The sequence below is a fragment of the Rhizobium sp. WSM409 genome (genome assembly GCF_057653825.1).
The window spans coordinates 2180854-2207676 of the sequence record NZ_CM172794.1 but is presented as its reverse complement, the minus strand read 5'-3'; the positions used below and the strand labels follow the sequence as shown (position 1 = coordinate 2207676).

At 61.5% G+C, this 26823-nt stretch carries 19 protein-coding genes, 2 pseudogenes and 1 riboswitch; of the genes and pseudogenes, 10 read left to right on the top strand and 11 right to left on the bottom strand.

Features of this window, described 5'->3' with window-relative positions:
* The first annotated feature begins 14 nt into the window (after nt 1-14).
* Nucleotides 15-842 carry a TolB family protein gene (locus tag AC25BC_RS11060; RefSeq protein WP_012757704.1) on the top strand — a complete coding sequence of 276 codons (828 nt, stop codon included), beginning with the start codon at nt 15-17 and terminating at the stop codon, nt 840-842.
* On the opposite strand, the gene AC25BC_RS11055 is transcribed toward AC25BC_RS11060, so the two are convergent.
* The 6 genes and pseudogenes from AC25BC_RS11055 to AC25BC_RS11030 form a co-directional block, all read right to left on the bottom strand.
* Nucleotides 839-1900 carry a 3-deoxy-7-phosphoheptulonate synthase gene (locus tag AC25BC_RS11055; RefSeq protein ID WP_128440206.1) on the bottom strand — a complete coding sequence of 354 codons (1062 nt, stop codon included), beginning with the start codon at nt 1898-1900 and terminating at the stop codon, nt 839-841. The two genes, AC25BC_RS11060 and AC25BC_RS11055, sit on opposite strands and share 4 nt — an antisense overlap.
* 87 nt (nt 1901-1987) lie before the next feature.
* Complete coding sequence (locus AC25BC_RS11050) at nt 1988-2866, bottom strand: hypothetical protein (protein ID WP_245459907.1); 879 nt, start codon at nt 2864-2866, stop codon at nt 1988-1990.
* A gap of 175 nt (nt 2867-3041) precedes the next feature.
* Complete coding sequence (locus tag AC25BC_RS11045) at nt 3042-3623, bottom strand: hypothetical protein (protein WP_012757701.1); 582 nt, start codon at nt 3621-3623, stop codon at nt 3042-3044.
* 60 nt (nt 3624-3683) lie between these two features.
* Nucleotides 3684-5558: a methyl-accepting chemotaxis protein gene (locus tag AC25BC_RS11040; protein ID WP_128440207.1), complete on the bottom strand. Its 1875-nt coding sequence runs from the start codon at nt 5556-5558 to the stop codon at nt 3684-3686.
* Nucleotides 5559-5839: 281 nt separating this feature from the next.
* Entirely contained in the window at nt 5840-7243 is a 1404-nt protein-coding gene (locus tag AC25BC_RS11035) for an MFS transporter (RefSeq protein ID WP_017994254.1), read from the bottom strand.
* Between the two features lie 218 nt (nt 7244-7461).
* Nucleotides 7462-9008, bottom strand: a pseudogene (locus AC25BC_RS11030) (MFS transporter).
* 148 nt (nt 9009-9156) lie between these two features.
* Here AC25BC_RS11030 and AC25BC_RS11025 point away from each other — a divergent pair.
* The 3 genes from AC25BC_RS11025 to AC25BC_RS11015 all read left to right on the top strand — a co-directional run bounded on the left by AC25BC_RS11025 (nt 9157) and on the right by AC25BC_RS11015 (nt 11919).
* Entirely contained in the window at nt 9157-10068 is a 912-nt protein-coding gene (locus tag AC25BC_RS11025) for a LysR family transcriptional regulator (protein ID WP_162770403.1), read from the top strand.
* A riboswitch (cobalamin riboswitch) is annotated at nt 10067-10253 on the top strand. Its footprint overlaps the gene before it by 2 nt.
* A gap of 42 nt (nt 10254-10295) precedes the next feature.
* A complete protein-coding gene (bluB, locus tag AC25BC_RS11020; protein ID WP_017994251.1) occupies nt 10296-10982 on the top strand; it encodes a 5,6-dimethylbenzimidazole synthase in 687 nt (228 codons plus the stop codon).
* A gap of 190 nt (nt 10983-11172) precedes the next feature.
* Complete coding sequence (locus AC25BC_RS11015) at nt 11173-11919, top strand: SDR family NAD(P)-dependent oxidoreductase (protein WP_128440208.1); 747 nt, start codon at nt 11173-11175, stop codon at nt 11917-11919.
* Nucleotides 11920-12033: 114 nt separating this feature from the next.
* On the opposite strand, the gene AC25BC_RS11010 is transcribed toward AC25BC_RS11015, so the two are convergent.
* A complete protein-coding gene (locus AC25BC_RS11010) occupies nt 12034-13134 on the bottom strand; it encodes a DUF2865 domain-containing protein (RefSeq protein WP_128440209.1) in 1101 nt (366 codons plus the stop codon).
* Nucleotides 13135-13384: 250 nt separating this feature from the next.
* Here AC25BC_RS11010 and AC25BC_RS11005 point away from each other — a divergent pair, with 250 nt between their 5' ends.
* The gene (locus tag AC25BC_RS11005; RefSeq protein WP_128440217.1) at nt 13385-13918 is read left to right on the top strand and encodes a ribonuclease H family protein; all 534 of its coding nucleotides are present in this window, start codon (nt 13385-13387) and stop codon (nt 13916-13918) included.
* 63 nt (nt 13919-13981) lie between these two features.
* Here the strand turns inward: AC25BC_RS11005 and AC25BC_RS11000 are convergent, their stop codons facing one another.
* Together AC25BC_RS11000 and AC25BC_RS10995 are read right to left on the bottom strand one after the other, a co-directional pair.
* A complete protein-coding gene (locus tag AC25BC_RS11000; protein WP_487778553.1) occupies nt 13982-16294 on the bottom strand; it encodes an NADP-dependent malic enzyme in 2313 nt (770 codons plus the stop codon).
* A 155-nt stretch (nt 16295-16449) separates the two neighbouring features.
* Nucleotides 16450-17070, bottom strand: a complete 621-nt coding sequence (locus tag AC25BC_RS10995; protein WP_128440210.1) for an NADPH-dependent F420 reductase — start codon at nt 17068-17070, stop codon at nt 16450-16452.
* A 103-nt stretch (nt 17071-17173) separates the two neighbouring features.
* Here AC25BC_RS10995 and AC25BC_RS10990 point away from each other — a divergent pair, with 103 nt between their 5' ends.
* Nucleotides 17174-18061 (top strand): LysR family transcriptional regulator, encoded by an 888-nt coding sequence (locus tag AC25BC_RS10990; RefSeq protein ID WP_128440211.1) that lies wholly within the window; start codon nt 17174-17176, stop codon nt 18059-18061.
* Nucleotides 18062-18246: 185 nt separating this feature from the next.
* Nucleotides 18247-19686 carry an FAD-binding oxidoreductase gene (locus AC25BC_RS10985; RefSeq protein ID WP_128440212.1) on the top strand — a complete coding sequence of 480 codons (1440 nt, stop codon included), beginning with the start codon at nt 18247-18249 and terminating at the stop codon, nt 19684-19686.
* A 62-nt stretch (nt 19687-19748) separates the two neighbouring features.
* On the opposite strand, the gene AC25BC_RS10980 is transcribed toward AC25BC_RS10985, so the two are convergent.
* Entirely contained in the window at nt 19749-20309 is a 561-nt protein-coding gene (locus tag AC25BC_RS10980) for a TetR/AcrR family transcriptional regulator (RefSeq protein WP_128440213.1), read from the bottom strand.
* Nucleotides 20310-20547: 238 nt separating this feature from the next.
* Here AC25BC_RS10980 and AC25BC_RS10975 point away from each other — a divergent pair.
* A pseudogene (locus AC25BC_RS10975) lies at nt 20548-21719 on the top strand (efflux RND transporter periplasmic adaptor subunit).
* Nucleotides 21720-21724: 5 nt separating this feature from the next.
* Nucleotides 21725-24877: an efflux RND transporter permease subunit gene (locus AC25BC_RS10970; protein WP_012757684.1), complete on the top strand. Its 3153-nt coding sequence runs from the start codon at nt 21725-21727 to the stop codon at nt 24875-24877.
* Nucleotides 24878-24943: 66 nt separating this feature from the next.
* Here the strand turns inward: AC25BC_RS10970 and AC25BC_RS10965 are convergent, their stop codons facing one another.
* The gene (locus AC25BC_RS10965; protein WP_012757683.1) at nt 24944-25693 is read right to left on the bottom strand and encodes a histidine phosphatase family protein; all 750 of its coding nucleotides are present in this window, start codon (nt 25691-25693) and stop codon (nt 24944-24946) included.
* A gap of 234 nt (nt 25694-25927) precedes the next feature.
* Between AC25BC_RS10965 and AC25BC_RS10960 the strand changes: the two genes are divergently transcribed.
* On the top strand, nt 25928-26770 hold the full coding sequence (locus AC25BC_RS10960) for a UDP-2,3-diacylglucosamine diphosphatase (RefSeq protein WP_017994239.1): 843 nt from the start codon (nt 25928-25930) through the stop codon (nt 26768-26770).
* Nucleotides 26771-26823 lie beyond the last annotated feature (53 nt).

Sequence of the window (26823 nt, the reverse complement as noted above, 5' to 3'; positions counted from 1 at the left end):
CTTTGGGAGGAATCATGCGCAGCTCGGTTGAGATCTACAATGTCCGAACGGGCAGGGCCCGCGAGGTCTGGCAGACGGACAAGCTGGTGGAGGCGCCGAATTTCTCGCCGGATGGTTCCTACCTGCTCTTGAACGGCGATGGGCTGCTTTACCGGTTGCCGCTCGATGGCGGCGAGGTGGTCAAGGTTGATACCGGCTTTGCCGTCAACTGCAATAATGATCACGGCATTTCGCCCAATGGCAGTGAGATCGTCATTTCCGACAAGACCGAATTCGGCAAGTCGGCGATCTATATTCTGCCGATCGAAGGCGGCACGCCGAGGCTGATCACCGAGAACCTGCCATCCTACTGGCATGGCTGGTCGCCGGACGGGCGCCAACTCGCCTATTGCGGCATCCGCGACGACCTCTTCGATATCTACACCATCTCCGTCGACGGCGGCGCCGAGACGCGGCTGACGCATGGCGAGGGCCGCAACGACGGACCGGATTATTCCGCCGACGGCCAATGGATCTATTTCAATTCCAGCCGCACCGGGCTGATGCAGATCTGGCGCGTCCATCCCGACGGCACGGGTCTCCAGCAGGTGACATCAGACGATTACGGCAACTGGTTCGCCCATCCGTCGCCCAACAACGACATGGTGCTGCTCTTGTCCTACGACCCGTCGGTATTCGACCATCCGCGCGACCTCGACGTACGGCTGCGGCTGATGGATATGGATGGCGGCAATCTGAAGACGCTGTTCGAGCTCTTCGGGGGGCAGGGCACGATCAACGTGCCCTGCTGGTCTCCTGACGGCGAAGAGTTCGCCTATGTCCGCTATTTCCCGGCGGCTTAAGCGCGGGTCTGGCGGCGCTCGCGGGCGGATTTTGCCAGGTCTTCCAGCACCGCGACCGACATCGCCCAGTCGATGCAGCCGTCGGTGATAGACTGGCCATAGACCAGCGGCTTGCCGGGAACGAGATCCTGGCGGCCGGCGACGAGGTTGCTTTCGATCATCATGCCCTTGATGTCGTTGTTCCCGGCGGCAATCTGTGCGGCCACCGATTTGACGACGAGCGGCTGGTTCATCGGATCCTTGCCGCTGTTGGCGTGGCTGGCATCGATGAGGATGCGCCGGGCGACGCCGAGCTTGAGGGCTTCGCCGGTGACCGCTTCGACGTCGGCCGCTTCATAGTTCGGCCGCTTGCCGCCGCGTAGGATGATGTGGCAGTCCTCATTACCCGTCGTCGAGGCGATGGCCGCCTGTCCGTCCTTGGTCACGGCGGGGAAGTGATGCGGCTGCGAGGCGGCGAGGATGGCGTCCAGCGCCACACGCACGCCGCCGTCGGTGCCGTTCTTGAAGCCGATCGGGCAGGAAAGGCCGGAGGCAAGCTGACGATGGACCTGGCTTTCGGTGGTGCGTGCGCCGATCGCTCCCCAACTGACGAGATCGGCAATGTATTGCGGCGTGATCGTGTCTAGGAATTCGACGCCGGCCGGAAGACCCATCGCATTGATATCGAGCAGCAGGCGTCTGGCAATCCTCAGCCCCTCCTCGATGCGGTAGCTGCCGTCGAGATGCGGGTCGTTCATCAGACCCTTCCAGCCGACGGTGGTGCGGGGCTTTTCGAAATAGACGCGCATGACGATCTCAAGATCGCCGGCGAAGCGCTGCCGCTGTTCCGTGAGCCGAGCGGCATAGTCCCTGGCGGCAACGGGATCATGGATCGAGCAGGGGCCGATGACGACGATCAGCCGATCGTCTTCGCCCTGGAGAATTTTATGGATCGCCTCACGATTGATGGTCACGGTCTTGCTGACATCCGCATTGCGGGAAATTTCCGCGATGATATCGGCAGGCTTGGTCAGGGGGGTAATTTCGACGATACGCAGATCGTCAATGGTATCAGACACGGTATGGCTCCTGTTTGGTCATACCCGCGCGGAACAAAAAAGCCGCCAGGTAGACTAGCGGCTGTTCGGGTTGTCGTCGCGTCGAATTCAGTTACGCATGGACCCGCATCCGCTGTGAGCAGCGGTACCAATAAAATCGCGAGGCGTTGATTGATGTGATCGACATGGCGCGTATGTAGCGTCACGCCCAGGCGTTGTCACGCAGAATTTGCTGTTTTGAAGCTGGTGCTCTTGCGGGAGGGAGGCGCAAAGGAGATGAGATCGAGAACGCTCTACAGAGGGCGCGGCGAGCTTCTCGTTTAGGTGAGGAGCGGCGGTCGAACAAGCTACGATCTGTTGCGCTTTACGGATGTGCTCGGCGGGACGCTCCGCCGCAGGCTCCGTCTTGCTCACCAGAGCCCGTTTGAAGAAATGACGGAAGTTGGATTGGGTGTCAATGAACAGGAGAGAGACCACACGGCAGCCATTCACATTGTTCCCTGCCAGCCGAATACCAAGATTGGTGGAAAATATGGGGTCGGGGCTCCAGTGCTCATAGCGTCCAGTATCAAGGAGTTTATCGCGTTCGGCAAGGAAAGCCGCTCTCAGGAGACTCTCCTCGTCAGCAGAGATTGGCTTCGCCTGTGGAGCAAGTTCCAGATTGCAGGAACGTCTTGTTTTGCCGCCATGAGGTGGATACTCCGTTTCGACCACGACAAAACGATCCCCTGGAATTCCCCAACGCTGTTCGGCCATGTCGTAGCCTGGCATGATGGCCTTGGTAGATCCGGCCATCATCGGCGGCGCTGCGATCCTTAGGCTTTGTCCCAAGTCGCGTAATCCCATTGCATCGAAGTCTTTGCCTGTCTCCACGGCAACTCGGCACCGTGTAAATAAGTCACGCCAAACGCCGGAAATGTCTTCGCCAGCGTTGGCACAGGCTATCAGAGCCAAATTCAGAAGCACTGACAAGGTGATACGGCGCAAGCAGAGTTTCCTTTACACTGGCATCGCTGCGGTAGCCGATGATATTGGTCCCGGGGGGAGGCACGAAGCACGTCGCACTCGATCTCACTCATGCGACGTGCGTGCCAAGTCGTAGTCCATGCATATTGTCCGCGCTTGCTTCCGGCCAATATGCATTTGCACTGCTTTAATGAGATTACAGGGCGTCGACGTTCACGCCGACGGTAATGGCGCCGATCGGTGTTCCCGTGTCGTCGGAAATCGTCACACTTGCCTGCGACTGCAGCGTCTGGGTCGACTCATCCTTTTCGATCTCATCGACGAAGACGGCGTCCTTGCCGGCTCCGAAGGACTTCTGGAATTTGCCTTCGTCGCCCTGCCAGTAGTCGGATGTGGTGTCGCTTTGACCGACATTCAGGCCTTTTGCATCCATGACGAAGATTTCCGTGATCTTGCCGCCGGAAGCCTCCTTCTTTCCCTGAAGGAATTTCGACAGTGCATTGTTGAGCACGCCGTCGATCATCGAGTGGTCTGAGCCATCGACTTCGGCACGCCACTTCTTGTCGAGGGCGTCAACATCAGCCGCGCTGAGATTGGCGTTGGCAGTGTTCTGGGCCTTGACAGCCTCGATGATGGCTGGGTCGTTGAGCCAGGGCTTGACGTCGCTCGTCACGTAGTCGGAGATCGGGGCAAGCTTGGCATCTTGCGCCATGGATACGCCCATGGGCATGGCAAATGCGGTGCAGGCCAAAAGAAATGCGGGCACGATTTTCTTCATAAGCGTTTCCTTCCTGATTATAGGTTGCTGAGAACTAAGGCTTATCGGATGCAGACGACGTCAGAACTCCTCCCAGGCACCGGGAGCAGCGGCAACGGCGGCATTTCCTGTATGACGCTGCGCGAAGGCTCTGGGCTCAGGACGAGCTTGGCGGGCGGCTTGAACGGGTTTGGGCTGGCTGGCGGTAGACGCACTGACGACGAACCTGCCGGCCGAGTCCTGTAGAAGGCGTCCTTGCGACAGCAGTTCGTGGCAGGCCGCGTTGGTTTCCTCGACCATTGCCGCGTTCTGCTGTGTCGTCTGATCCATCTGGTTGATCGCGCTGTTGATTTCCTGCAAGCCCGTCGCCTGTTCGCGATAGGATTGGACGATGGAAGCGATGCTATCGCTGATGCGGTTGATCTGCTCCTCGATCTTCAGGAGTGCGTCACCGGTTTCGTTCACCAGCCCGACGCCCGCGGCAACTTCCTGGCCAGATACATTGATCAGGTTCTTGATTTCCTTTGCGGCATTTGCCGACCGCTGGGCGAGTTCACGCACTTCCTGCGCAACGACCGCAAAACCCTTGCCGGCCTCGCCGGCGCGCGCGGCCTCGACGCCGGCATTCAGCGCCAGCAGGTTCGTCTGGAAGGCAATCTCGTCGATGACGCCGATGATGCGGCCGATCTGGCTCGACGAGGTTTGGATCCGGTCCATCGCCCCGATCGCATCGCGCACCACCGTCGCCGACACATGGGCGCTCCGTTTTGTCTCCTCGACCAGCTGCCCGGCATTTTCAGCCCGTTGCGACGATGTTCTGACCGTGGTGGTCACCTCATCCAGTGCGGCGGCGGTTTCTTCCAATGCGGCTGCCTGTTGCTCTGTGCGTCTTGCGAGCTGATCCGCGGAGGTCGCCAGCTCGCTCGAGCCAGTTTCGACAGCCACGGAGGCGGTCTTGATCTCTGTCAGGGCGGCTGCGACCGCATCGACCATGTTGTTGAAGTCCTGCCGCAACTTATCGAATTCAGGACCGACATCGGCCAGATGTATCGAGAAGTCGCCAGCGGCGAGCTGTTCCAAGGCATTTTCAAGAGCGTGCATCACCAGCCGCTGCGTGTTGCTGGCCTCTTCTGTCAACATTGCGTTGCGCGCCCGCTCGGCGTCGAGCGAGGCACTCTGCTCGGCAGCCGCCTGCTCTCTCTCGACCTTCGCAATCGCCTCGTGACGGAAAACTTCCAATGCGCGCGCCAGAAAGCCGATCTCGTCGCCATTTTCCCTGTAGGTAACGGGAGAGACCAGATCGCCTTTCTGCAACGCGCTGATTCGTTCGCTGATCACCCTGATGGGTCGGCCGACCAGGTTGCGCATGGCGAGAAGGAAGGCAACGACGGCCATGGCGGTGATCGCGGACTGCGTGAGCAGCGAAATGAGAACTTTCTGCCTGACTTCGGAAGCGATTTTTTCGACGGACCAGTTCGTGACGATGTAACCGGTGGCCTTGCCCGACTTATCCAGCGGGAGCGGCGCGATGATCGTCACGACGCCGGCAGATATTCTACCGTCATCGATGGTCGTCTTTTCCGGTTTCGCGGTGAGGCTCTTCGCCAGATCGGCTGGTGCGGGCAAACCACTGACGCCATCGCGCGCCCAGGTATCGACGACGGCAGGTTCGGCGTTGAATGCGGCAAACTGCACGAGATCGAGCGAGGGGTCGTCGCGGTAGAGCGAATAAGCCTCTCGAACGGCGTTCGCCTTCCCCCATTTCACGCCGCCCGCAGCCAGAGATGCAAATTGCTCGGCATCCTTGGACCAGTTCGCCTTGGCGCCATCGATCAACGCCCGGGTTTCGTACATCCAGGTATAGGTGGCGAAAGCGGAAATGCCGCAGAGGTTGACGGCAACGATAATCGCCGCCAGCTTGGCGGTCAGAGGCATCGTTTTCAAAAAATGAAACATTCCGCGGCGGCCTAGAATTGCGGCTCAGTCGGACATGTTCCCGACTGGCGTATCAATACGGGCATCGACGCTGACGGTCACATCACGAGCCCTCATGCCCATGTCCTGATAGCAACCCAAAACGCGCAAACGCAGTGTGTATTTGATGTGTGAATAAATCATAAAGTAGAATGGGGTGTTGGGGTACACGTGGGTCATTTCACCCTGGCGCCTGCCGGTGCCGAGTCTTGCGAACCGGCGGGTGAGGAATGCTTCCATCGCGCCAGGCAGATCTGTCTCAATCAGCTATTTTCCGCCACGGCCTCTTCGGGCTCGGCATGCCTGCGCTTGCGACCGCGCGCCGTCAGTTCCGCGCCGGCATCATGCGGCAGGCGCAGGAAGGTGATGCAGGCCAGCGCCGAAATCGCCGAGACGCTGAAGAAGGCGATGTGGAAATCGGAGACCAGCAGCCTACCGTCGTGAAAGCTGCTGGAGATTTCGAGGATGCCGCCGGCGATCGCCACGCCCATCGCCATGGAGATACGCTGGGCAACGGCATTGATCGCGGTCGCCTGGCTGCTGTCGGCGTCGTCGACATCGCCGAAGGCCATGGCGTTGACGCCCGAAAAAGCCATGGAGCGGAACAGGCCGCCGATCAGCAGGCAGGCCATGATCAGGAACAGCGGCGTTTCGGCGGTGAAAAGGCCGTTGATGCCGAGGAAGATCGCCGCCAGCAAGGTCGTGATTGATATGACGGTGCGGAAGCCGAAGGCATTGAAGGTACGCGCGGCGGCGAATTTCGAGCCCATGGAGCCGAGCGCGCTGACGAAGGTGACAGAGCCCGATTGCAGCGGCGTCAGGCCGAAGCCGAGCTGCAGCATCAATGGCATCAGGAAGGGCAAGGCGCCGAGCCCCATGCGGAAATTCGAGGCGCCGAGGATCGCCGCCCGGAACATCGGATAACGGAACATCTTCGGATCGAGAAGCGGATAGGGCGCGCGGCGGGCATGGAGGAGGTAGATGAGGCCGGCAAGGATGCCGATCGCAACCGTGACATAACCGTAAATGACGGGCACGGCCGGCAGGCTGATCACCGACACGCCGAAGACGAAGCCAGAGAAGCCGATGCCGCAAAGGAAAAAGCCCGGGAAGTCCATCGGCCGCGGACTGCGTGGCTCGACGGCCGGCAGGAAACGCGTGACGAGGATGATGCCGAGCACGCCGATCGGGACGTTGATCCAGAAGATCCAGTGCCAGGTGAGGTAGGTGGTGAGGAAGCCGCCGATCGGCGGACCCATGATCGGGCCGATCAGAGCGGGAATGGTGAGCCAGGCCATGGCATCGACGAGTTCGTGGCGCGGTGTTCCCCGGACCAGCAGCAAGCGGCTGACCGGCGTCATCATCGAGCCGCCGGCGCCCTGAATCAGGCGCGAGATGACGAAGGCCGTGATCGAGTTTGAAAAGGCGCAGGCGATCGAGCCGATCATGAAGACGAAGATCGCCATGCGGAAGATGTTGCGCGCACCGAAACGATCGGACATCCAGCCGCTGATCGGGATGAAGATCGCCAGCGCCACGAGATAGCTGGTGACGGCGAGCTTCAGCGCGATCGGCGAGGTGCCGATATCGGCGGCGATTGCCGGCAGGCTGGTGGCGATCACGGTCGAATCCATCTGTTCCATGAACAGGGCGACGGCAAGGATCATGGGTGTGAGGCGGGGCACGGGCAACCGGGATGCTGCGATGGACTGTCTCAGTCCATACGCCTTCGGTGGCGATAAGGCCATAGGAACGATGGGGTGAAGAGGCTTGCCAAGCCGCTTCAAACCGACGCGGGGCGGCTGTCTGTTCGCTGCTGGATAGAGGGGGTGCGCGGTGACGTCTTGCTCCATTCTCACCTCCAGAGCATAGCACTGCCTCATCCTCAAACCACAGTCGAATTGCATGCCTCATCTTCGGCGCAGCGGCGAATCTTTCCTGAGCCGAAGACGAGGAAGCTGGCCGTGGCCAGCAGCCACGCACCGAGGCCACCGTAGAGCATCACCCAGCCGAATCCCTCGACGAGCGCGTCGCGGATGATGTTGGCGGGCAGATCGGGGAGGGAGGCGATGTTTCCGGCTGAGATGCGTTCAGCCATAGCCCGCAGTTGTTCCGGGCCGAGCGTCGCCGGCAGGACGTTTTCTAGATGTGAGAACACGCCGCTGACCAGGATGAAGCCCATCACTGCGATGTTGATCGCGAGTGAGATCATCCGGGCGCTCATATCGATCCCCGATGCCATGCCGGCGCGGTCGCGCGCGACCGCACCTGTCGTCGTGTTGGTGACGGGGGTATTGGTCATTCCGAGGCCGAGGCCGGAAAGCAATGCGCCGGGCAGCATGGTCAGCCAGCTTGCCGCGTCGGAGGCAGCTCCGAGCCGCATCAGCAGGAAACCGAGGCCGATCGTGAACAGGCCGATTGGAATGACGAGACCGGGGCGATAGCGCAGCGATAGCCGCTCAGCCAGCGGCGGGACGATGAGCGTGGGAAGCGTATAGGCGAGCAGCGACAAACCGGCGGCGAGACTACCATAACCAAGGCCTGCCTGAAACCAGATCGGCAGATAGATCATGAAGGGCCAAAAGCTGATATTCATCGCGACCGAGCCGATTATGGCGCCGGAGAAGGCGCGGATGCGAAAGACCGAGACATCAAACATCGGCCGCGAATTGATCTTCTCTGCAACGATGAAGGCTATGAAACTTGCGGCAGAAAGGCCGATGGCTGCAAGTGCCGTCGTATTGTCAAAACCGAGGGCCGGCCCCTGGGTGATGTAGAAGGCAAGGCAGAAGACGGAAAGCGACAGGGTGGCGATGCCCGCGATATCGAGGCTTTTCGCCTCGGGGTCACGCGATTCACAGACACCGAAGACGGCGAGCGTGGCTGTCACGGCCGCCAGCACAACATGGACCAGGAACACCCATTCCCAGGTCGACAAGGCCGCGATCATAACGCCGACCAGCGGCCCGAATCCCAAGCCGATGCCGAAGATAATCCCCCACCAGCCGAAGGCCATGCTGCGCTGCCGCCCCTCTGGAAACTGGTGCGAGAGGACGGCCACCTGGCAGATCAGCATAGCGCCGCCACTCATGCCCTGGAGGAAGCGGGCGACGATCAGAACGGATGCATTGTCCGCGAGCCCGCAGATCAGCGAGGTCAAGCCGAAGGCAATGATGCCGATCAGGAAGACGCGCTTGCGGCCATAACGGTCGGCCAGCGTGCCCGTTGCCATAAGCACCGTTGTCACCGCGATCGTATAGGCATTCATGATCCATTGAAGTTGCTGGAATCGGCATGCAGCACCGCCTCCAGCGTCGGCAATATCGCGGGTACGCTTGAGATCTCCAGGCCGAACATCAGGGATGAAAGGCAAGCAGCTGCCAAGGCGACGATGCCCTGCAGCCTGGATGAGATGATGGAAGCGGGTGACATGGTTATCCTTTCAGCACGGGATGAGCGACGGCGAAATCCCGATGACAGGTGAAATCGATGCGCTGCCGGGAGCCACCATAATCGTCACTTGACCATAACTGAATTGGATGATTTTCTATTTCAGAAACAACAATTTTGGATGATTGATATGACGATGCTCGATGTGGATGCGGTCCGGGCGTTCGTGACTATTGCCGAGCTGCAGAGCTTCACCCGCGCCGCTGAGGCGTTAGGCAGCACCCAGGCCGCAATTAGCGTCAAGTTGAAGCGGTTGGAGGAGCGGCTCGGCCACAGGCTGATCGAGCGGACCCCGCGTTTGGTGCGCCTGTCGGCGCAGGGCGCGGTCTTTCTTCAATCCGCGCGGGATTTCATCGGCGCTCATGATCGTGCGGTCGCAGCTCTTTCCTCGACAAGCCGGCACTTCACGCTCGGCATAGCCGCGCATGTGGCGGGGCCGGAGGTTCCGACGATTCTGGCGCGTCTCAGCGCTCACGATCCAGGGCTGACGATCGAGGTGCGGCTCGACAATTCTCGAGTGTTGCTCGATGCATTCGATCGCGGTGAGCTGGATGCGGCGATCATTCGCCGGGAGGAGGACCGGCGTGACGGCGAGGTGCTTGGGCCGGAGCATTTCGGGTGGTTCGCGGCACCGCAGTTCGAGTATCGCCGCGGCGAGCCGCTGCGTCTTGCTGCGCTGTCACCGTCCTGTGGCGTCCACAACATCGCCACCCACGCGCTCGATGGTGCAGGAATCGCGTGGAACGAGGTTTTCCTCGGCGGGGGCTCGCTGGTGATGACGGCGGCGGTGTCGGCTGGACTTGCGGTCGCGGCATTCTCCCACCGTCTTGCGCCGGTGGGCTCGATTGAAGTGAGTCAGCGCTTCAGCCTGCCGCCGCTGCCCTCGTCGGAGATTGTCCTGCATTCGACACTAACGGATGCAAGATCGCGCTCGGCGCTCAGAACGCTGGCTGCGGCGTTCAGGGAACATCGCGCCGCTGCCAAACCGAACGCGGCTTCAACGCCACATCGGGTCCAGCTTGCCGCCGCGCCGGTTTCCTGAAATAGATGCGCCGTCAGGTGCCCGCCGGTAAGGCGGGAGAATCGGGAATCCGGTGCAAGACCGGAACGTGCCCAACGCTGTAAGGCCGACGCCTGCCGCTTCATCACGCCACTGGCTTTTGCCGGGAAGGCTGCGGCAGACGGATGACGCCGAGTCAGAAGACCGGCCTGGCAAGATAGACCGATCCGCGCGGACGGCGGGGCGGTCGCGTTGTTGGGGATTTGACGATGCGACCCTTTGATGAGGATGCCCTTTCGGCGGCATCCGGTTTTTCCTTGATCGAACGCGAGGCCGTCTATCACGCGATCATGACGCGGCGTGACGTTCGCAGTCAGTTCCTCCCCGACCCTTTGCCCGACGATGTCGTGAAGCGGTTGCTGACGGCAGCGCATCACGCGCCGTCGGTTGGTTTCATGCAGCCGTGGAATTTCATTCTGGTGAAAAGCCCAACTGTGCGGGCGCGCGTCCGGGACGCCTTTGCGAGCGCCAACGAGGAGGCGGCGCAGATGTTTGCCGGCGAGCGGCGGCAGGCCTACCGCGCCCTCAAGCTCGAAGGCATCGTGGAGGCGCCGCTCGGCATATGCGTGACCTGCGATCCCACGCGTAGTGGCAGCGTGGTGCTGGGGCGCACCCACAATCCGAAGATGGATTCATATTCGACCGTCTGCGCCATCCAAAATCTCTGGCTGGCGGCGCGGGCGGAAGGGGTCGGCATCGGTTGGGTCAGCATTTTTCGCGAAGGCGATCTAAAGAGCATTCTCGGCATACCCGAGCATATCGAGGTGGTCGCCTGGCTCTGTGCCGGTTTCGTCGACCGGCTCTATGACGAGCCGGAACTCTCCGTCAAAGGCTGGCGGCAGCGGCTACCGCTCGAGGAACTCGTCTTTCATGATGGATGGGGACTGAACGCCTAGGGCAGTGCGGTGGAGCATCGCCTCAATCGCACAGTCACGCCATTGACAGTCAAGGTGAGCAAACCGGTATCGCCGACGCCGTGCGAGGCCGAGATGTCTTTATTCCTGACCGTCATATCGATACGCTGAAGGCGAAGTCCCGGAATTGGATATTCGGCTATCGGCGGCTCAATCGGAGGATAACGGCCCAATGAACATGATCGACTTGAAGGAACGCATCATCGTGATCACAGGCGGTGCGCGCGGCATCGGCTATGCTATCGCAGAGCGCGTCATCCAGTCTGGTGGCAAGGTGGCCATCTGGGACTTGAACGAAAACATGGCGAAGGACAGCGCTTCCGCTCTCGGATCCGGCACCGTCGCTTTCGGCGTCAACGTCGCAGATCCCGTATCAGTGGAAAATGCGGCGGCGGCGACCGAGGAGATTTTTGGCCGTATCGACGGGCTCGTCAATTCCGCCGGGATTACCGGCCCGGTAAAACCTGCGGTCGAATACGATGTCAGCGAGTGGAAAGACGTCGTCGATGTCTGCCTCACGGGAACCTTCAATTGTTGCCGGCACGTCGTTCCGGTCATGTTAAAGCGCGACTACGGGCGGATCGTGAACATTTCCTCGGTTGCGGGCAAGGAAGGAAATCCGAACATCGCCGCCTACAGCGCAGCGAAAGCCGGGGTGCTGGGCTTCACCAAGTCTCTTGGCAAGGAACTCGCAAAGACAGGGATCGCCGTGAACGCGGTAACGCCGACCACCGCAAAGACACCCATATTGGACGGGCTGACACCCGAGTTTATCGAATATATGCGCGTCCGCATTCCGCGCGACCGTTTTGCCGAACTTCATGAGATCGCTTCGATGGTCGTCTGGCTGCTCTCTGAAGAGAACTCCTTCACGACCGCATCGACGTTCGACTTGAGCGGCGGTCGTACGACCTACTGACCATGCTCCAGCGACCCGCATTCACCTCCCGCCGCACGTTCACCTGACTCGCGGTCATCTCATGCCCCCTGGCACAACGGCGCTATGGCTCGGCCACCGCATCCAGCTGTTCGATCACTGCTGCTGTTGCGGCTGCGGACCTGACGTTGCCGGGTTGGCGAGATCAATCGAGCCCTGATCACCGGCCAGAAATTGCGGGCCGACCTGACGGACGCGGTTCTGCGCCGGATCGTAGGGGCGCTCGGGAACGGACGGCTGCGGTGCGATCTGCGCTGCAGCATCCTTTGCCGGGGGATTGGTGCGGATGGTGGTGATCGAGCCCTGCTGCGGCGGCTCGCTCACCGCCTGCTTGCCGCGCATCTCCTCATAATAGGCTGTCAGATTGCAGGCGCAGGAGGACTTTTCCCCGGGCGTGCGGTTCTTGTAGGCAAAGGCATTTTTCATGGCGCTGTAGGGCGTGCCCGTTGCGACCGAGATCATGTTCGAGGCTTCGGTGCTCGTCACGTCACGATAGAACAGTTCGGTCTCGATGCCCGGGCACATCTTGGCGCAGGTCTGGGCGTCGCGGCCGAAATCGACCGACGTGGCGTTCGAGCTGATCGGGAAGAAGCCGCCGTCGCAGCTGCGCACGCACATGGTGCTGACCGGCGAGAGCATCTCTGCCCGCGGCACGCCGTAACGCGGATCGATCTCTTCACCGCCGCCGAGCGGAATGAAGGTATCGGTGCGCATCGCCTGTTCCTCGACGCTCGGAGCCGGTTCGTTGGCGCTGCGGTCGCTCGGAGCATAGAAGTTTTCGCTGTTGCATCCGTTGCGGTCGAGAGCCGCGACCAGTTCGCGGCGCGCGTCGTCATCGGCGCCATTCTGGCCGGCCAGCTCGTTGCGGCGGTCCTGGAGATAGCGGATATTGTCGATCATGCGGGCTTCGGACTGCGCGAGTTCGGCGCAATAATCGGCATTCTCGCCACCGATCACGACCATGCTGCCCGAGGTGCAGTCATTGCTGCGGAGCTCGTTGCGAACCTTGCGCAGCTCGAGGTTCTGCTCGGCCATGGCGCTGGAATATTGGCGCGCTTCCGGGCCGTTGCCATTGCCGATCGATCGCGGCAAGTCGGCGAGGCGGCCGCGCAGGTCCTCACAGACGGCGCTGCTTTGCGCGGCGGCAGGCGCCGCAAAGGCAAGGAGAAGGGCAAGAGACAGGTTTCGGCGTTTCACGGCGTCGTCCCGGAATGAGCAAAGAATCGATCGGTCGATTGCGGCCTCGATCGCCGCGCGTTGTCTCTTAACGTGTTTCTCTTAATAAGCTTGGAGAAATTCCTAGCGCATTTTCGCGATTTTATCCAGTGGACCGCCAGAGACCCAGTGTTCGATTGTGAAGAAGCTGCCGATGGCAATCAACGAGGCCAGTGCTCCACTCCAATCTCCAGGGTCGCTTGGGGAACGTACTCATATCAGGACGTCGAAAATGACAGGTATTGCCAACGAACTCAGCTCCCCCGCAACGACAGTCGGTCTGCCGGAAACCCAAGACGGCTTCCACGTCTTCGTGGACGGTTGTTATGAACCGGGTTCTGGGCACGGAGGCTGGGCATTCGTCGTTTATCGCGATACCGCGGAAATCGCGTCCGGCTTCGGTGGCGCCGAAGATTCCGCCAATAATTCGATGGAATTGACCGCCGTGCTCAGGGCGGCAATCTGGATCAACAGCGAGGCAAGCGGCGAGCCTGTCACCATCTGGTCCGATTCCGTCTACGCCGTCAAAGGCTGCAACAGCTGGCGACATATCTGGAAGAACAACGGCTGGAAGAAGGGCAGCCCGAATGGGAATGCGCGAAGGCGAACGATCGCCAATGCGGAACTCTGGAAAGCGGTCGATCTTCAATTATCCCAGAATGCGCTCATGACCATTGCCTGGTGCAAGGGCCATTCCGGCATTGCCGGTAACGAACGCGCCGATGTGCTCGCGGATAAAGGGCGCCTGTCGATACGGAGTGCCTGAGACGGCATCAGGACATGTGTCGGGACGACTTCAGGGTCTTTACGCTGTGTTGCGGCAACCGGCTCAAGCCGGTTGCGATGCCTCGACGACGGCGAGTGCCGCCATGTTGACGACGCCGCGGGAGGTGACCGAGGGGGCGAGGATGTGGGCGGGCAGGGCGGTGCCGAGCAGGATCGGGCCGACATGCAGGCCGTCGGTCATCGACTTCACCACACCGAGGGTGATGTTGGCGGCATCGAGGTTCGGGAAGACCAAAAGGTTGGCCTCATCGTGCAGCGTCGTGTCCGGCATGACGCGCTTGCGCAGCGCTTCGGTGATCGCGCTTTCGCCGTGCATCTCGCCATCGACCTCGAGGTCGGGTGCTGCCTCGCGCACGAGCTGCAGGGCGTTGCGCATCTTCGTGGCGCTTTCGGATTCACGCGAGCCGAAGTTAGAATGCGAGACCAGGGCGGCGCGCGGCGTGAGGCCGAACCGGCGGATTTCCTCGGCCGCCAGCACCGTCGCCTCGGCGACCTCTTCGGCGGTCGGATTGAAGGTGACGTAAGTGTCGGTGAAGAAGGTGGCGCCGCGCTGCGAGATCATCAGGCTGAGGGCTGAGAAATCGCGGACATTCTTGCGCTTGCCGATGATCTGGCGAACATCGCGCAGATGCTTCTCGTAGCGGCCTTCGAGGCCGCAGATCAGAGCATCGGCCTCGCCGCGCCTCAGCGCCAGCGCGCCGATGACGGTGGTGTTGGTGCGCACGATCGTGCGAGCGGCTTCCGGGATGACGCCGCGGCGGCCGACGAGGGAGAAATAGAGATCGACATATTCGCGGAAGCGCGGATCGTCTTCCGGATTGATGACTTCGAAATCCTGCAGCGGCCGAATGCGCAGGCCGTAGCGCTTCAGACGCGTCTCGATGACTTGCGGGCGTCCGATCAGGATGGGTTCGGCAAGGCCTTCTTCGAGCAGCACCTGGGCAGCGCGCAGCACGCGCTCGTCCTCGCCTTCGGAGAAGATGACGCGTTTGCGCTCGGCGGCCTTGGCGGCGGTGAAGATCGGCTTCATGACGAAGCCGGAGCGGAAGACAAACCGGTTCAACTGGTCGAGATAGGCGTCGAAATCCTGGATTGGGCGGCGCGCCACGCCGCTCTGCTCGGCGGCCTTGGCGACCGCAGGTGCGATGCGCAGGATCAGGCGCGGATCGAAGGGCGAGGGGATGAGGTAGTCAGGGCCGAAGACCGGGGTCTTACCGGAATAGGCGCGGGCGGCGACGTCGGACGGCTCTTCGCGCGCAAGGGCTGCGATGGCGCGCACGGCCGCCATCTTCATTTCCTCATTGATCGTCTCGGCGCCGCAATCGAGCGCGCCGCGGAAGATATAGGGGAAGCAGAGGACGTTGTTGACCTGGTTGGCGAAATCCGAGCGGCCGGTGCAGATCATCGCGTCGGGACGGGCAGCGCGGGCGAGATCGGGCATGATCTCCGGCGTCGGATTGGCGAGCGCCATGATCAGCGGCTTGTCAGCCATCTGCGCCAGCAGCTCGGGCTTCAGCACGCCGGCGGCCGAAAGGCCAAGGAAGACGTCGGCGCCGCCGATATTTTCGGCGAGCGTGCGCGTATCGCTCTTCTGGGCATAGATGGATTTCCATTCGTCCATCAGCTCGACACGGCCCTCATAGACGAGGCCTTCAAGATCGTGGACCCAGATGTTTTCGCGTTTTGCCCCGAGAATGACCAGCAGGTTGAGGCAGGCAAGGGCGGCAGCACCGGCGCCGGAGGCGACGATCTTGATGTCGGCGATGTTCTTGCCGGCGAGTTCCAGCCCGTTCAGGATCGCGGCGGCGACGATGATCGCCGTGCCGTGCTGATCGTCGTGGAAGACGGGGATCTTCATCTTCTCGCGCAGGCGCCGCTCGACCTCGAAACATTCCGGCGCCTTGATGTCTTCGAGGTTGATACCACCGAAGGTCGGCTCCAGCGAGGCAATGGTCGAGACCATCTGGTCGACGCCTGGGGCATCGATCTCGATATCGAATACGTCGATGCCGGCGAATTTCTTGAAGAGCACGGCCTTGCCCTCCATGACCGGTTTGGAGGCAAGCGGGCCGATATTGCCGAGGCCAAGCACGGCGGTGCCGTTGGAGATAACGGCGACGAGATTGGCGCGCGAGGTATATTCTGCCGCCATTTCGGGATTGTCGCGGATGGCAAGGCAAGGGGCGGCAACGCCGGGCGAATAAGCGAGCGCCAGGTCGCGCTGGTTGCCGAGCGGCTTTGTCGCCTGGATCTCAAGCTTGCCGGGGCGGGGATAGCGGTGGAAGAAAAGCGCCTGTTCGTCGAGATCGCCGCTCGTCAGGTTCTTTTCTGTCTTCGATTTTTCCGGGTGATCCATCGCCGCCTCCGTGCACGTCTTTTGAGCTCCCTCCATACATCAATCGGATACGCACGACAGTATGGAAATGGCGGAGTTGGCGAGTTTTTGTCTGGGCAATAAAAACATCCCGCCCTCACGGACGGGATGTCGCTCCTGCCGATCGATGAGAGACCTCAGGCGGCGATGTTCATCCAGGCCGGGGCGATGGCGGTTCCGCGGCCGAGCCCGTAGCCGAGGCGGATATTGAGCATGCCCAGCGGTTCCAGGAGCTTGGCAGCGTCGAGGCCTCCGGTCTTTTCGACGGCAAATCCTGCGTCGACGACTAGTCTGGAAACCTTTTCCACCGCGTCTGCGTCATTTCCGGCGACAAATACCGGCACCTTGGCCGTGGCATCGTGGGACGCGTTGAAGAGCTCGGCGAAGATGGTGTTGAAAGCTTTGACCACCCTGGCGCCGGTCGCGGCATTCTGGATTTTGTCGGCGGCGGAGGTTTCGTGACCGAAGAGCAGACCGGAGAAATCGGGCTTCAGGGGATTGCTGATGTCGACGACAATCTTGCCCGAGAGCGACGGCGAGGCGGCGATCTCAAGAGCGCTGGCATAGGGAACGGCGAGGATGACGATCCCCGCGGCGGCGATCGCCTCCGCAATAGTAGCGCTTTCAACGCCGAGGCTTTCGGCAAGGCTGCGCGCGGCCTGATCGTTGCGTGCCGCGACGATCAGGTCAGTCTTCCCGGCAAGGCGTGAGGCCAGGCCCTTGCCCATGTTTCCGATGCCGATAATTGCAGTCTTCATCGTTCTGTCTCCTGTTTCCGATGTGATGGCCACAGGGATACATCCGAAATATTCCGTCGTTAATTGCATTGATCCCGATAACAGAGATGCATAAAAGTATCGAATGCCCGATCTTCTGAACTTGCAGACCCTCATTGCCGCCGCGACATCGGGGAGTTTCGCCGCCGCCGCGAAGCGGCTCGGCATTTCGCCTGCCATGGTCGGCAGGCGCATCCAGGCGCTGGAGCAGGAGTATGGGGTCAAGCTGATCGAACGCACGACGCGTACGCAGCGGCTGACCGAGGTCGGGTCCCGCTTCCTCGTCAAGGCAAACAGAATCATCGACGAGTTGGAGGAACTCAACGACATCTCCCGGCCTGACGCCGAGGCCATGTCGGGACGCCTGCGTCTAAGCGCTCCGACGACACTGGGGATCAAGCGGCTTGCGCCTGTCATGGCCGAACTCGCGGAGCGGCATCCGGCACTTTCGGTCGAGCTCAATCTCAGCGACCGCAATGTCGACTTGGTGGCCGAAGGGTATGATCTAGCGATCCGGATCGGCGAATTGAAGCCTTCGTCGCTTATCGCGCGGCGTGTCGGCAGCTATCATTTCGTCTGCTGCGCCTCTCCGATATATCTCGATAGATTTGCCGTGCCGGAGAGGCCTGAGGATATTCGCCTCGGCCGCTGCATTCTCAACCTCAATCTCGTGCCCCGCGACGAATGGCCGTTCGAGACAAAGGGCGGTGAAAGTTTCACGGTTGGGGTTCGCGGCAACATCGAGATCGACAACGGAGAGGCGCTGCGAATGGCAGCGCTCGCCGGGGCAGGCATCATCTACGTCCCGGTGGATCTCGTGGCGGAAGACATAGCGGATGGCAGGCTCGTGGAAGTTCTCGCCGGCTGGCGGAAACTGGTGCTGCCGATCCACGCCATTCATCCGTCACGCCGGTTCGTGCCCGGCAGGGTTGGCGCGATCATTGATGCCATTGCTCGGGGGCTGCGGGATTAGGGATTGTTCCGCCGCGTGCGGGATTGCCGCCGCAGTCATCGATTTCCGATGAAAATTCAATAGGAAGTCGCTTCCTTTCTTTGCTGCCGCCGAGGGCTAATCCTTTTCGAAACTTGTTTGAGGATCGTAGCAAGCGCAAAATGCCGGCCGCGACGGTGCGGGGCGCCGGTCGCATGGAGGAAACCATGGACAATTTGAACCTCACGACCCTGCAAAGGGGGCAGACGATGGTCAATGACGTGGCCATCGATGCCTTTGCCGCCGGATTTCGCGGCAGTCTCCTGACCAGTAAGGACTTGGATTACAATGAAGCGCGGACGATCTGGAATGCGATGATCGACCGCCGGCCCGGACTTATCGCGCGCTGCGCCGGTGCTGCCGATGTTATGCGGGCGGTGCGGTTTGCACGCGACAATAATCTGCTCGTTTCAGTGCGTGGCGGCGGCCACGGCATTGCCGGCAACGCCGTCTGCGAGGGCGGTGTCGTCATCGACCTGTCGGCGATGAAATCGGTGCGGGTCGATGCGCAGACGCGGCGCGCCAGGGTCGAGCCGGGCGCCACGCTTGCCGATGTCGATCAGGAAACGCTGGCCTTCGGGCTGGCGCTGCCGACCGGCATCAATTCCACCACCGGCATCGCCGGGCTCACGCTCGGCGGCGGCTTCGGCTGGCTGACCCGCAAATTCGGGCTGACCATCGACAATCTGCTTTCGGTTGATGTGGTGACGGCCGACGGCGAGTTGGTCAAGGCGAGCGAGACGGAAAAGCCTGATCTCTTCTGGGCGTTGCGCGGCGGAGGCGGCAATTTCGGCGTCGTGACCTCCTTCGAATTCAAACTCAACCCTCTCAACACGGAGGTTCTTGCTGGGCTCGTCGTGCATCCCTTTGCTGATGCGGAAACGGTGCTGAGGGAGTACCGGCAGGCGCTGGAGACGGCACCTGACGAACTGACCTGCTGGGTGGTGATGCGCCAGGCGCCGCCGCTGCCGTTCCTTCCGGCCGAATGGCACGGCAAGGAGATCATGGTGCTGGCCATGTGTTATTGCGGAGACATCGCGGCGGGCGAAAAGGCGACGGCCAGATTGCGGGCGATCGGAAAACCGATTGCCGACGTCGTCGGTCCGGTGCCGTTCACCGGCTGGCAGCAGGCATTCGACCCGTTGCTCACGCCCGGTGCGCGCAATTACTGGAAGAGCCAGGATTTCGCCTCCCTTCCGGATGCGGCGATCGACGTGCTGCTCAACGCCGTGCGCAAGCTGCCCGGCCCGGAATGCGAGATCTTCATCGCCCATATCGGCGGCGCGGCCGGCCGTGTGCCGACCGAGGCCACCGCATTTCCGCAGCGCAGCTCGCATTTCGTCATGAATGTTCATGCGCGCTGGCGGGAACCGGGGATGGACGCAAGCTGTACCGGCTGGGCGCGGGAGCTTTTCGAGGCAACCAAGCCGCATGCTGTCGGAACCGCCTATATCAACTTCATGCCGGATGATGAGGGTGATCGCGTCGAAAGCGCTTATGGCGCCAATTACGCTCGTCTTGCCGAGGCCAAGCGGCGCTACGATCCGAACAATCTGTTCCGCATGAACCAGAACGTGAAACCGATGGCGGCGGTGCGCGCTGCCTAGCCGGACCATCCCCGCGCTCGGGTGATAGACTCGGGCGCGGGATGATGCGCCAATCGCTTGTGTCACCCTTCGGTGAGTTCGATCAATTCCTGCAACAGCGCCGTATCATCGGACGCGGCATGGTCGTCAGGCCTCAGAACATGGGCAAGCCATGCGCCGTCCGCCGCCAGGCGAACGATCTCGAGCCGCATTCCCACGTCGGTTTCAGCGTGCCTGACCAGCCGGTCATTCATCCATCTATGCCAGAGGCTCTTGGAGTAGGGGTCGGAAAGCACCGTCATCGTCTGCGCCGACCACGGGCTGTTGTTGAGGGCACGGTCGGAAAACAGGGTGCGGACGTAGGCGCGGGTGAATGTGCCGTGGCCGCCCTTGTCCCTTTCCAGTTCCTCGTCGATCTCGCGGTCGAGGTTTTCCATCATGCCGTCGAACACGGCCTCTATAAGAGCCTGCTTATTGGGGAAGTGGTGAAACAGACCCCCCTTGGTCACGCCGGCAGCACTTGCGACTGCCTGCAGGCTGACGGCGGCGAGACCATGTTCCAGCGCCAGCTTGGTGGCGCAATCGAGAAGAGCCTGCCGCACGACATCCGGCTGTTTCTTTCTGTTGCGGGGGCTATCTACCAATGCATGACCTGTGTTCGAGATAAGCTTCGCGCCGAGGCGCGCGAGAGGATCAGTATCACTCCCGGGATCGCCGAGCCATGGGAGTTCCGACCATGATAATGCTATCATACCAACCGGTAGGTATCTTGCAAAGTAAAAAAAGATCGACTATCTGTCGGCTGAGGAGGCCCGCCGAACGTCATTTCGGCGGGCTGTGCTTTTTTGGACCCCAGCGGGACCAACAGGAAGGCTAGTGAACATGCTTTTTCGAACGAAATCATTGGGTTGTACGCTTGTCCTGGCGCTGATATTCGGCGCCGACCTGCCGGCTTACGCACAGGAAGGCGGCGCGATGCCGCCAACAGCCGTCAGCGTCCTGACGCTCAACGCGCGTCCGGTTCCCGTTATCAGCGAATTGCCCGGCCGCATTGCCGCGACGCGCGTTTCCGAAGTGCGGGCCAGGGTTTCCGGCATCCTGCAGGAACGGATCTTCGAGCAGGGCAGCCTCGTTCATCAGGGCGATGTGCTCTACCGGATCGATCCAGCGCTTTTCCGGGTCCGTGTGGCCAGTGCGGAAGCAAGCCTCGATCGCGCCAGGGCGACGCAGCTGAATGCCCGCCAGCAGCTGGACCGGCAGAAGTCGCTGCGCGACCGTGATGTTGCAAGCGGTATCGAATATGATGCGGCCGCCGTCGCCCTTGCCCAGGCCGATGCCGATGTCGCGCTGGCGCAGGCCGCACTCGACGAAGCGAAGATCAATCTCGGCTATACCGAAGTCCGCGCACCGATATCAGGCATCATCGGCGGCGCGCTGGTGACGGAAGGCGCGCTGGTGACGGCCGATGGAGGCGACGCGCTGGCGATGATCCAGCAGATCGACCCCGTTTATGCCGACTTTATGCAATCCTCCGGAGACCTGCTGGCGTTGAAGCGGGCGGTCGAGAACGGCAGCCTCACATCGACCGAACCAGGCAAGGCCGACATCAAGCTCGTCTTCGACGACGGCACCGTCTATGGCGAAGCCGGGAAGCTGCTCTTCAGCAGCGCCAGCGTCGATGCGACGACGGGCCAAGTCACCCTCCGCGGTGAATTCCCCAATCCGAAGGGCGACCTGCTGCCCGGTCTTTACATCAGGGTGCGCATCGAACAGGCCGTCCGAGAGAAGGCAATCCTTATCCCGCAACGCGCCGTCATCCGCACGGCCGACGGCAAGGCGCAGGTCTACGTCGTCCAGGAGGGAGACGTGGCACAGCCGCGGGACGTGGAGCTCGGTCAATCCTTCGGCAATGAATGGGTGGTCGAAAGCGGTCTGTCATCAGGTGAGCGTCTCGTTGTCGACGGCAGCCAAAAGCTGCAGCCGGCGCAAAGGTCGCGCCGGAAGAGTGGCGGGATGGCCAGCTCGCGTCCGGTGACGCCAAGAAGCCGGAGTAAGGTCGATGGCACGTTTCTTTATCGATCGCCCGATCCTAGCCTGGGTCTTTGCGATCTTCATCTCCATCGCTGGCCTGATCGCGCTGCCGTTCCTGCCGGTCGCCCAATATCCCAAGGTCGCGCCGCCGCAGCTCAGCATCACCACCAGCTATCCCGGCGCTTCGCCCCAGGATATCTATCAGGGCGTCACCCGCCAAATCGAGGAAGAGCTGAACGGGGTCGAGCACCTTTCTTATTTCGAGTCGACGTCGGATACATCGGGCGCGATGACGATCACCGCGACCTTTGCGGCCGGCACCGATATCGACCAGGCCTCCGTCGACGTTCAGAATGCCATTCGCCGCGTCGAACCGCGGCTGCCGCAATCCGTCAAGGATCAGGGCATCACGGTCGAGGAGGCGTCGTCGGGCTTCCTGATGTTCATCTCGCTGACATCGACGGACGGGAAGACCGACGAGGTGGCGCTCGGCGACTATCTCAACCGAAACGTCATCGGCGAGCTGCGCCGTCTCGAGGGCGTCGGCCGCGCCCAGCTATTTGCGTCGCAGAGGGCGATGCGCATCTGGATCGATCCCGACAAGATGGTCGGCCTGAACCTCACAGCATCCGACATCAGCGCGGCGATCTCGGCGCAGAACGCCCAGGTCGCGGCGGGCCAGATCGGCGCAGCACCCAATCCGATCTCGCAAGACCTGACGGCGACAGTGCTGGTCAAGGGGCAACTGACCGACATCAAGGAGTTCGGAGACATCGTGCTGCGCGCCAATGCCGACGGATCGAATGTCCGGCTGCGCGATGTCGCGCGCATCGAAGAGGGCAGCGAGAGTTATAGCTTCTCCACCCGCTTGAACGGGCAGCCGAGCGCCGCCATTGCCATCCAGCTGTCGTCGACGGGCAATGCCGTCAACACTTCCAATCTGGTCAAGGCGAAGATGGAGGAGCTGTCGCGCTTCTTCCCTGCTGGCGTCGAATATTCCGTTCCCTATGATACCAGCCCGTTCGTTTCGGCATCGATCGAGAAGGTGGCGCATACGCTCGCTGAAGCCGTGGCGCTCGTCTTTGTTGTCATGCTCATCTTCCTGCAGAGCTTCCGTTACACCATCATTCCGACGCTCGTCGTGCCGGTCGCGCTGCTCGGGACGCTTGCTGTCATGTTTGCTGCCGGCTTCTCGATCAACGTGCTGACGATGTTCGCGATGGTGCTTGCCATCGGCATTCTCGTCGACGACGCCATCGTGGTGGTGGAAAACGTCGAGCGGCTGATGGCGGTGGAAGGGCTGTCACCGAAGGAAGCGACCAAGAAGGCGATGCGGCAGATCACCGGCGCGATTCTCGGGATTACGCTGGTTCTCTCCTGCGTCTTCGTGCCGATGGCGTTCTTCCCAGGCTCGACAGGCATCATCTACCGTCAGTTCAGCCTGACCATGGTCGTATCCATCCTGTTTTCCGCCTTCCTGGCGCTGTCGCTGACGCCGGCGCTCTGCGCCACTTTCCTGAAACCGATCAAGGGCCATCACGAGAAGAAGGGCGTCGCCGGCTGGTTCAACCGCAACTTCGACCGGCTGACCGGCCGTTATGCCCGCACCGTCGAGGGACTGGCCAAGCGCTCCTGGCGGGTCATGGCCGTCTATGTCGCGCTGCTCATCGGCCTTGGCTATCTTTTCGTCAACCTGCCGAGCAGCTTCGTGCCGGACGAGGATCAGGGCTTCCTGATCGTCGACGTGCAGGGACCGCCGGAGGCGAGCCGCAACCGCACGGTGGCCTCGCTCGAAAGCATCGAGGCAATCTTCAAGAAAGAGCCGGCCGTTGCCAACGTCGTCGCGATCCAGGGCTTCAGCTTCTCCGGGCAGGGACCGAACGCCGCCCTGGTGTTTGTCACGCTCAAGGACTGGGCCGAACGCGGCGCCGGCAATTCGGTGCAGGAGATCTCCAACCGCGCCAATATGCAGCTGTTTGGGCTGAAGGACGCGACGTCCTTCGCGCTGTCGCCGCCGCCGATCGAAGGGTTCGGCACGACCAACGGCTTCACCTTCCGCCTTCAGGATCGCGGGGCGAAAGGCCAGGCGGCACTGACCGAGGCGGCGGGAATGCTGATCGGCAAGGCATCGCAGAACCCCATCATCGCAGGTATCCGCCCGGAAGGCATGCCTGACTCGGCCCAGCTCGTGCTCGTCATCGATCGCGAGAAGGCAAATACCTTCGGTGTCGCCTTCGCCGACATCAACAGCACGATCACCGCCAATCTCGGCTCGAGCTATGTCAACGACTTCCCGAATTCGGGCCGCATGCAGCGCGTCATCGTGCAGGCGCAGGACAAGAGCAGGCTTCAGGCGGAAGACCTGATGAAGCTCAATGTCCGCAATGCGAGCGGCGGCATGGTGCCGCTATCGTCCTTCGCCGTCGCCGAATGGCAGAAGGGACCGGCGCAGATCGTCGGCTATAACGGCTACCCTTCCGTGCGTATCTCTGGCGCTCCGGCGCCGGGATATTCATCGGGGGCGGCGATTACCGAAATGGAGCGGCTGGCCTCGGAACTTCCCGACGGCTTCGGCTTCGAATGGACCGGCCAGTCGCTGGAGGAGCTGAGATCGGGATCGCAGGCGCCGTTCCTGTTCGGCCTCAGCATCCTCTTCGTCTTCCTGCTGCTGTCGGGGCTTTACGAGAGTTGGTCCATCCCGTTGTCGGTGATGCTGGTCGTGCCGCTTGGCGTCATCGGCTGCGTGCTCGCGGTGATGAGCCGCGACATGTCCAACGACATCTACTTCAAGGTCGGTCTGATCGCGATCATCGGATTGTCGGCAAAGAACGCCATCCTGATCGTCGAATTCGCCAAGGACGGTTTTGCCGAGGGCAAATCGCTGATGGATGCCGCGATCGAAGGCGCTCGTCTGCGCTTCCGACCGATCATCATGACCTCACTCGCCTTCACATTGGGCGTGGTGCCTCTGGCGATCGCCACCGGGCCAAGTGCGGCGAGCCAAAATGCCATCGGCACGGGCGTGCTCGGCGGCATGATCTCGGCGACGGTGCTGGCGATCTTCTTCGTTCCCGTCTTCTTCGTCTTCGTGCTGCGTCTCTTGAGGACGAAGCGGCCCGAGACTGTGAACGAGGAGGCGGCGGCCGGGCAGGAGCCGGCAACCGTGACGTCGCCGACCTGAGGTGAAGAATTGGCGGGTTGCCTTACGCAACCCGCCACAGACCTTTGCGGCGGTCCGATTTCGGAATTATGCAGTCGGCTTCGGCGTGATCGTCACGTCGGCGCCATGGGCATCGCGCAGTTCGCCTTCCTGTCCCGGCTGCCGGTCGGCGGCCTGATGCAACAAGATCGACTCGTATCCTTGCGAGCGCGTCCCCTCGATCAGGGTGATATCGGCGTTTCCAGGATTGTCGGAGCGCTCGAACCACTCGACGGGGCGGTGCAGGAAATTCATTTCGACCGCCCGGTTGGTGACGCCATGGCCGACGATCACGACGTTGTGGTCGCTATTTTCTGCATCGTGCATGACGGTTTGCAGGAACAGGCGCACCCGCTGGGCCACATCCGCCCGGCTTTCGCCATCCGGCGGCCGTGCGTAGAACTTGCCGCTGTTGCTGCGCAGCCTCGCCCATTTTTCGAACTCCTCGGGAAACTTCTGCTTCTGTTCCGCGTGATCGTAGATTTCGGTGAAGAGACCGAAATCCTGCTCGCGCAGCAGATAATCCTCCCTGATATCGCCGACGAAACTTTCCGGCAGGGCTTCGAGCAGCGCATCCTTGCTCTGCCGGGTCCTCAGAAAGGGCGAGTACCAGATATGCAGCTTGCCGAAACCAGCGCTCGGCAATGCTTGCAGGTAGGAGGCGATCACGCCGCCTGCTTCGAGAGCCTGCCGATGGCCCCATCGCGTCAGCGGCACATTGTGATCGCCGAATTGACGGTAGGCCTGTTCGTTGATGTTGCCGAGGGATTCGCCGTGGCGAACGAGAAAGAGACGCATCAGCCATCCCGCATTGTCGAATATGAATCGCCGTCATCATGAACGCCCTGAATGCACAGGGCAACCTTGTCGGCGGGCCTGGCGGCGACGGGCATACAGCCCGCGTGGCGACGGCCATGCGGCCCGCGCGGCGAACGGCCATGCGGCCGCGTGGGATGAACAGGTTTGCAGGGCTTTTCCCCAGCTTGTCATCTTTCTGAAACACGAGTCTGGTTTTGGAAGGTTAGATGAAAGATGGGACATGAGCGGCAGCTCGTGAAAGACATGATGGAACCCAGACATTTCCGCACGCTCTTCATTTCCGATGTCCATCTCGGCTCGAAGGCCGCGAAGGCCGACTTCCTGCTGGATTTCCTGCGCCACCACGAGGCCGATACGATCGTGCTCGTCGGCGACATCGTCGACGGCTGGCGCCTGAAGCGCAGCTGGTACTGGCCACAGGTCTGCAACGACGTCGTCCAGAAACTGTTGCGCAAGGCGCGCAAGGGCACGCGCGTCGTTTATATTCCCGGCAATCACGACGAATTCCTGCGCGCCTTCCCGGGCATGCATTTCGGCGGCATCGAGGTCGTCGAGCGTATGATGCATGACGGCGCCGACGGCAGAAAATATCTGATCCTGCATGGCGACGAGTTCGACGTCGTCGTCCGCAACGCCCGACTGCTCGCCTATCTCGGCGACTGGGCCTATGACACGGCAATCCGCATCAACATCATCCTGGCGGCGGTGCGCCGCCGACTCGGCATGCCCTACTGGTCGTTCTCGGCCTGGGCGAAGCTGCAGGTCAAGCATGCTGTCAACTTTATCGGCGAATTTGAGCGCGTCGTGGCCGAGGAAGCCCGCAAAAACGGCGCCGATGGGGTGATCTGCGGACATATCCATCATGCCATCATTCAGGACATGGACGGTATCCGCTACATCAACACCGGCGATTGGGTGGAAAGCTGCACGGCTGTCGCCGAGCACGAGGATGGCACGTTCGAACTGATCACCTGGCGGGCGCTCGCCAGCAGCGTGCCGGCGCTTGCCGCTATCGAAATGCATGACGAGGGCGAACTGGCCCCGCAAGCCGCCTGATTTTGGCGCCGGCGCATCCGCGCCTGCGCTCCCACGAATTTAGCCGTTACCGT

Bases quoted from the DNA above. Each gene is read 5' to 3' on its own strand.
- AC25BC_RS10990 (WP_128440211.1), top strand. From the start codon at position 17,174: ATGCCCGATCTTCTGAACTTGCAGACCCTCATTGCCGCCGCGACATCG.
- AC25BC_RS11035 (WP_017994254.1), bottom strand. From the start codon at position 7,243: ATGATCCTTGCCGTCGCCCTGTTCATGGAACAGATGGATTCGACCGTG.
- AC25BC_RS11005 (WP_128440217.1), top strand. From the start codon at position 13,385: ATGACAGGTATTGCCAACGAACTCAGCTCCCCCGCAACGACAGTCGGT.
- bluB (WP_017994251.1), top strand. From the start codon at position 10,296: ATGCGACCCTTTGATGAGGATGCCCTTTCGGCGGCATCCGGTTTTTCC.
- AC25BC_RS10965 (WP_012757683.1), bottom strand. From the start codon at position 25,693: ATGCGTCTCTTTCTCGTTCGCCACGGCGAATCCCTCGGCAACATCAAC.
- AC25BC_RS11040 (WP_128440207.1), bottom strand. From the start codon at position 5,558: ATGTTTCATTTTTTGAAAACGATGCCTCTGACCGCCAAGCTGGCGGCG.
- AC25BC_RS10970 (WP_012757684.1), top strand. From the start codon at position 21,725: ATGGCACGTTTCTTTATCGATCGCCCGATCCTAGCCTGGGTCTTTGCG.
- AC25BC_RS10995 (WP_128440210.1), bottom strand. From the start codon at position 17,070: ATGAAGACTGCAATTATCGGCATCGGAAACATGGGCAAGGGCCTGGCC.
- AC25BC_RS10985 (WP_128440212.1), top strand. From the start codon at position 18,247: ATGGACAATTTGAACCTCACGACCCTGCAAAGGGGGCAGACGATGGTC.
- AC25BC_RS11015 (WP_128440208.1), top strand. From the start codon at position 11,173: ATGAACATGATCGACTTGAAGGAACGCATCATCGTGATCACAGGCGGT.
- AC25BC_RS10960 (WP_017994239.1), top strand. From the start codon at position 25,928: ATGGGACATGAGCGGCAGCTCGTGAAAGACATGATGGAACCCAGACAT.
- AC25BC_RS11000 (WP_487778553.1), bottom strand. From the start codon at position 16,294: ATGGATCACCCGGAAAAATCGAAGACAGAAAAGAACCTGACGAGCGGC.
- AC25BC_RS11045 (WP_012757701.1), bottom strand. From the start codon at position 3,623: ATGAAGAAAATCGTGCCCGCATTTCTTTTGGCCTGCACCGCATTTGCC.
- AC25BC_RS11060 (WP_012757704.1), top strand. From the start codon at position 15: ATGCGCAGCTCGGTTGAGATCTACAATGTCCGAACGGGCAGGGCCCGC.
- AC25BC_RS11025 (WP_162770403.1), top strand. From the start codon at position 9,157: ATGACGATGCTCGATGTGGATGCGGTCCGGGCGTTCGTGACTATTGCC.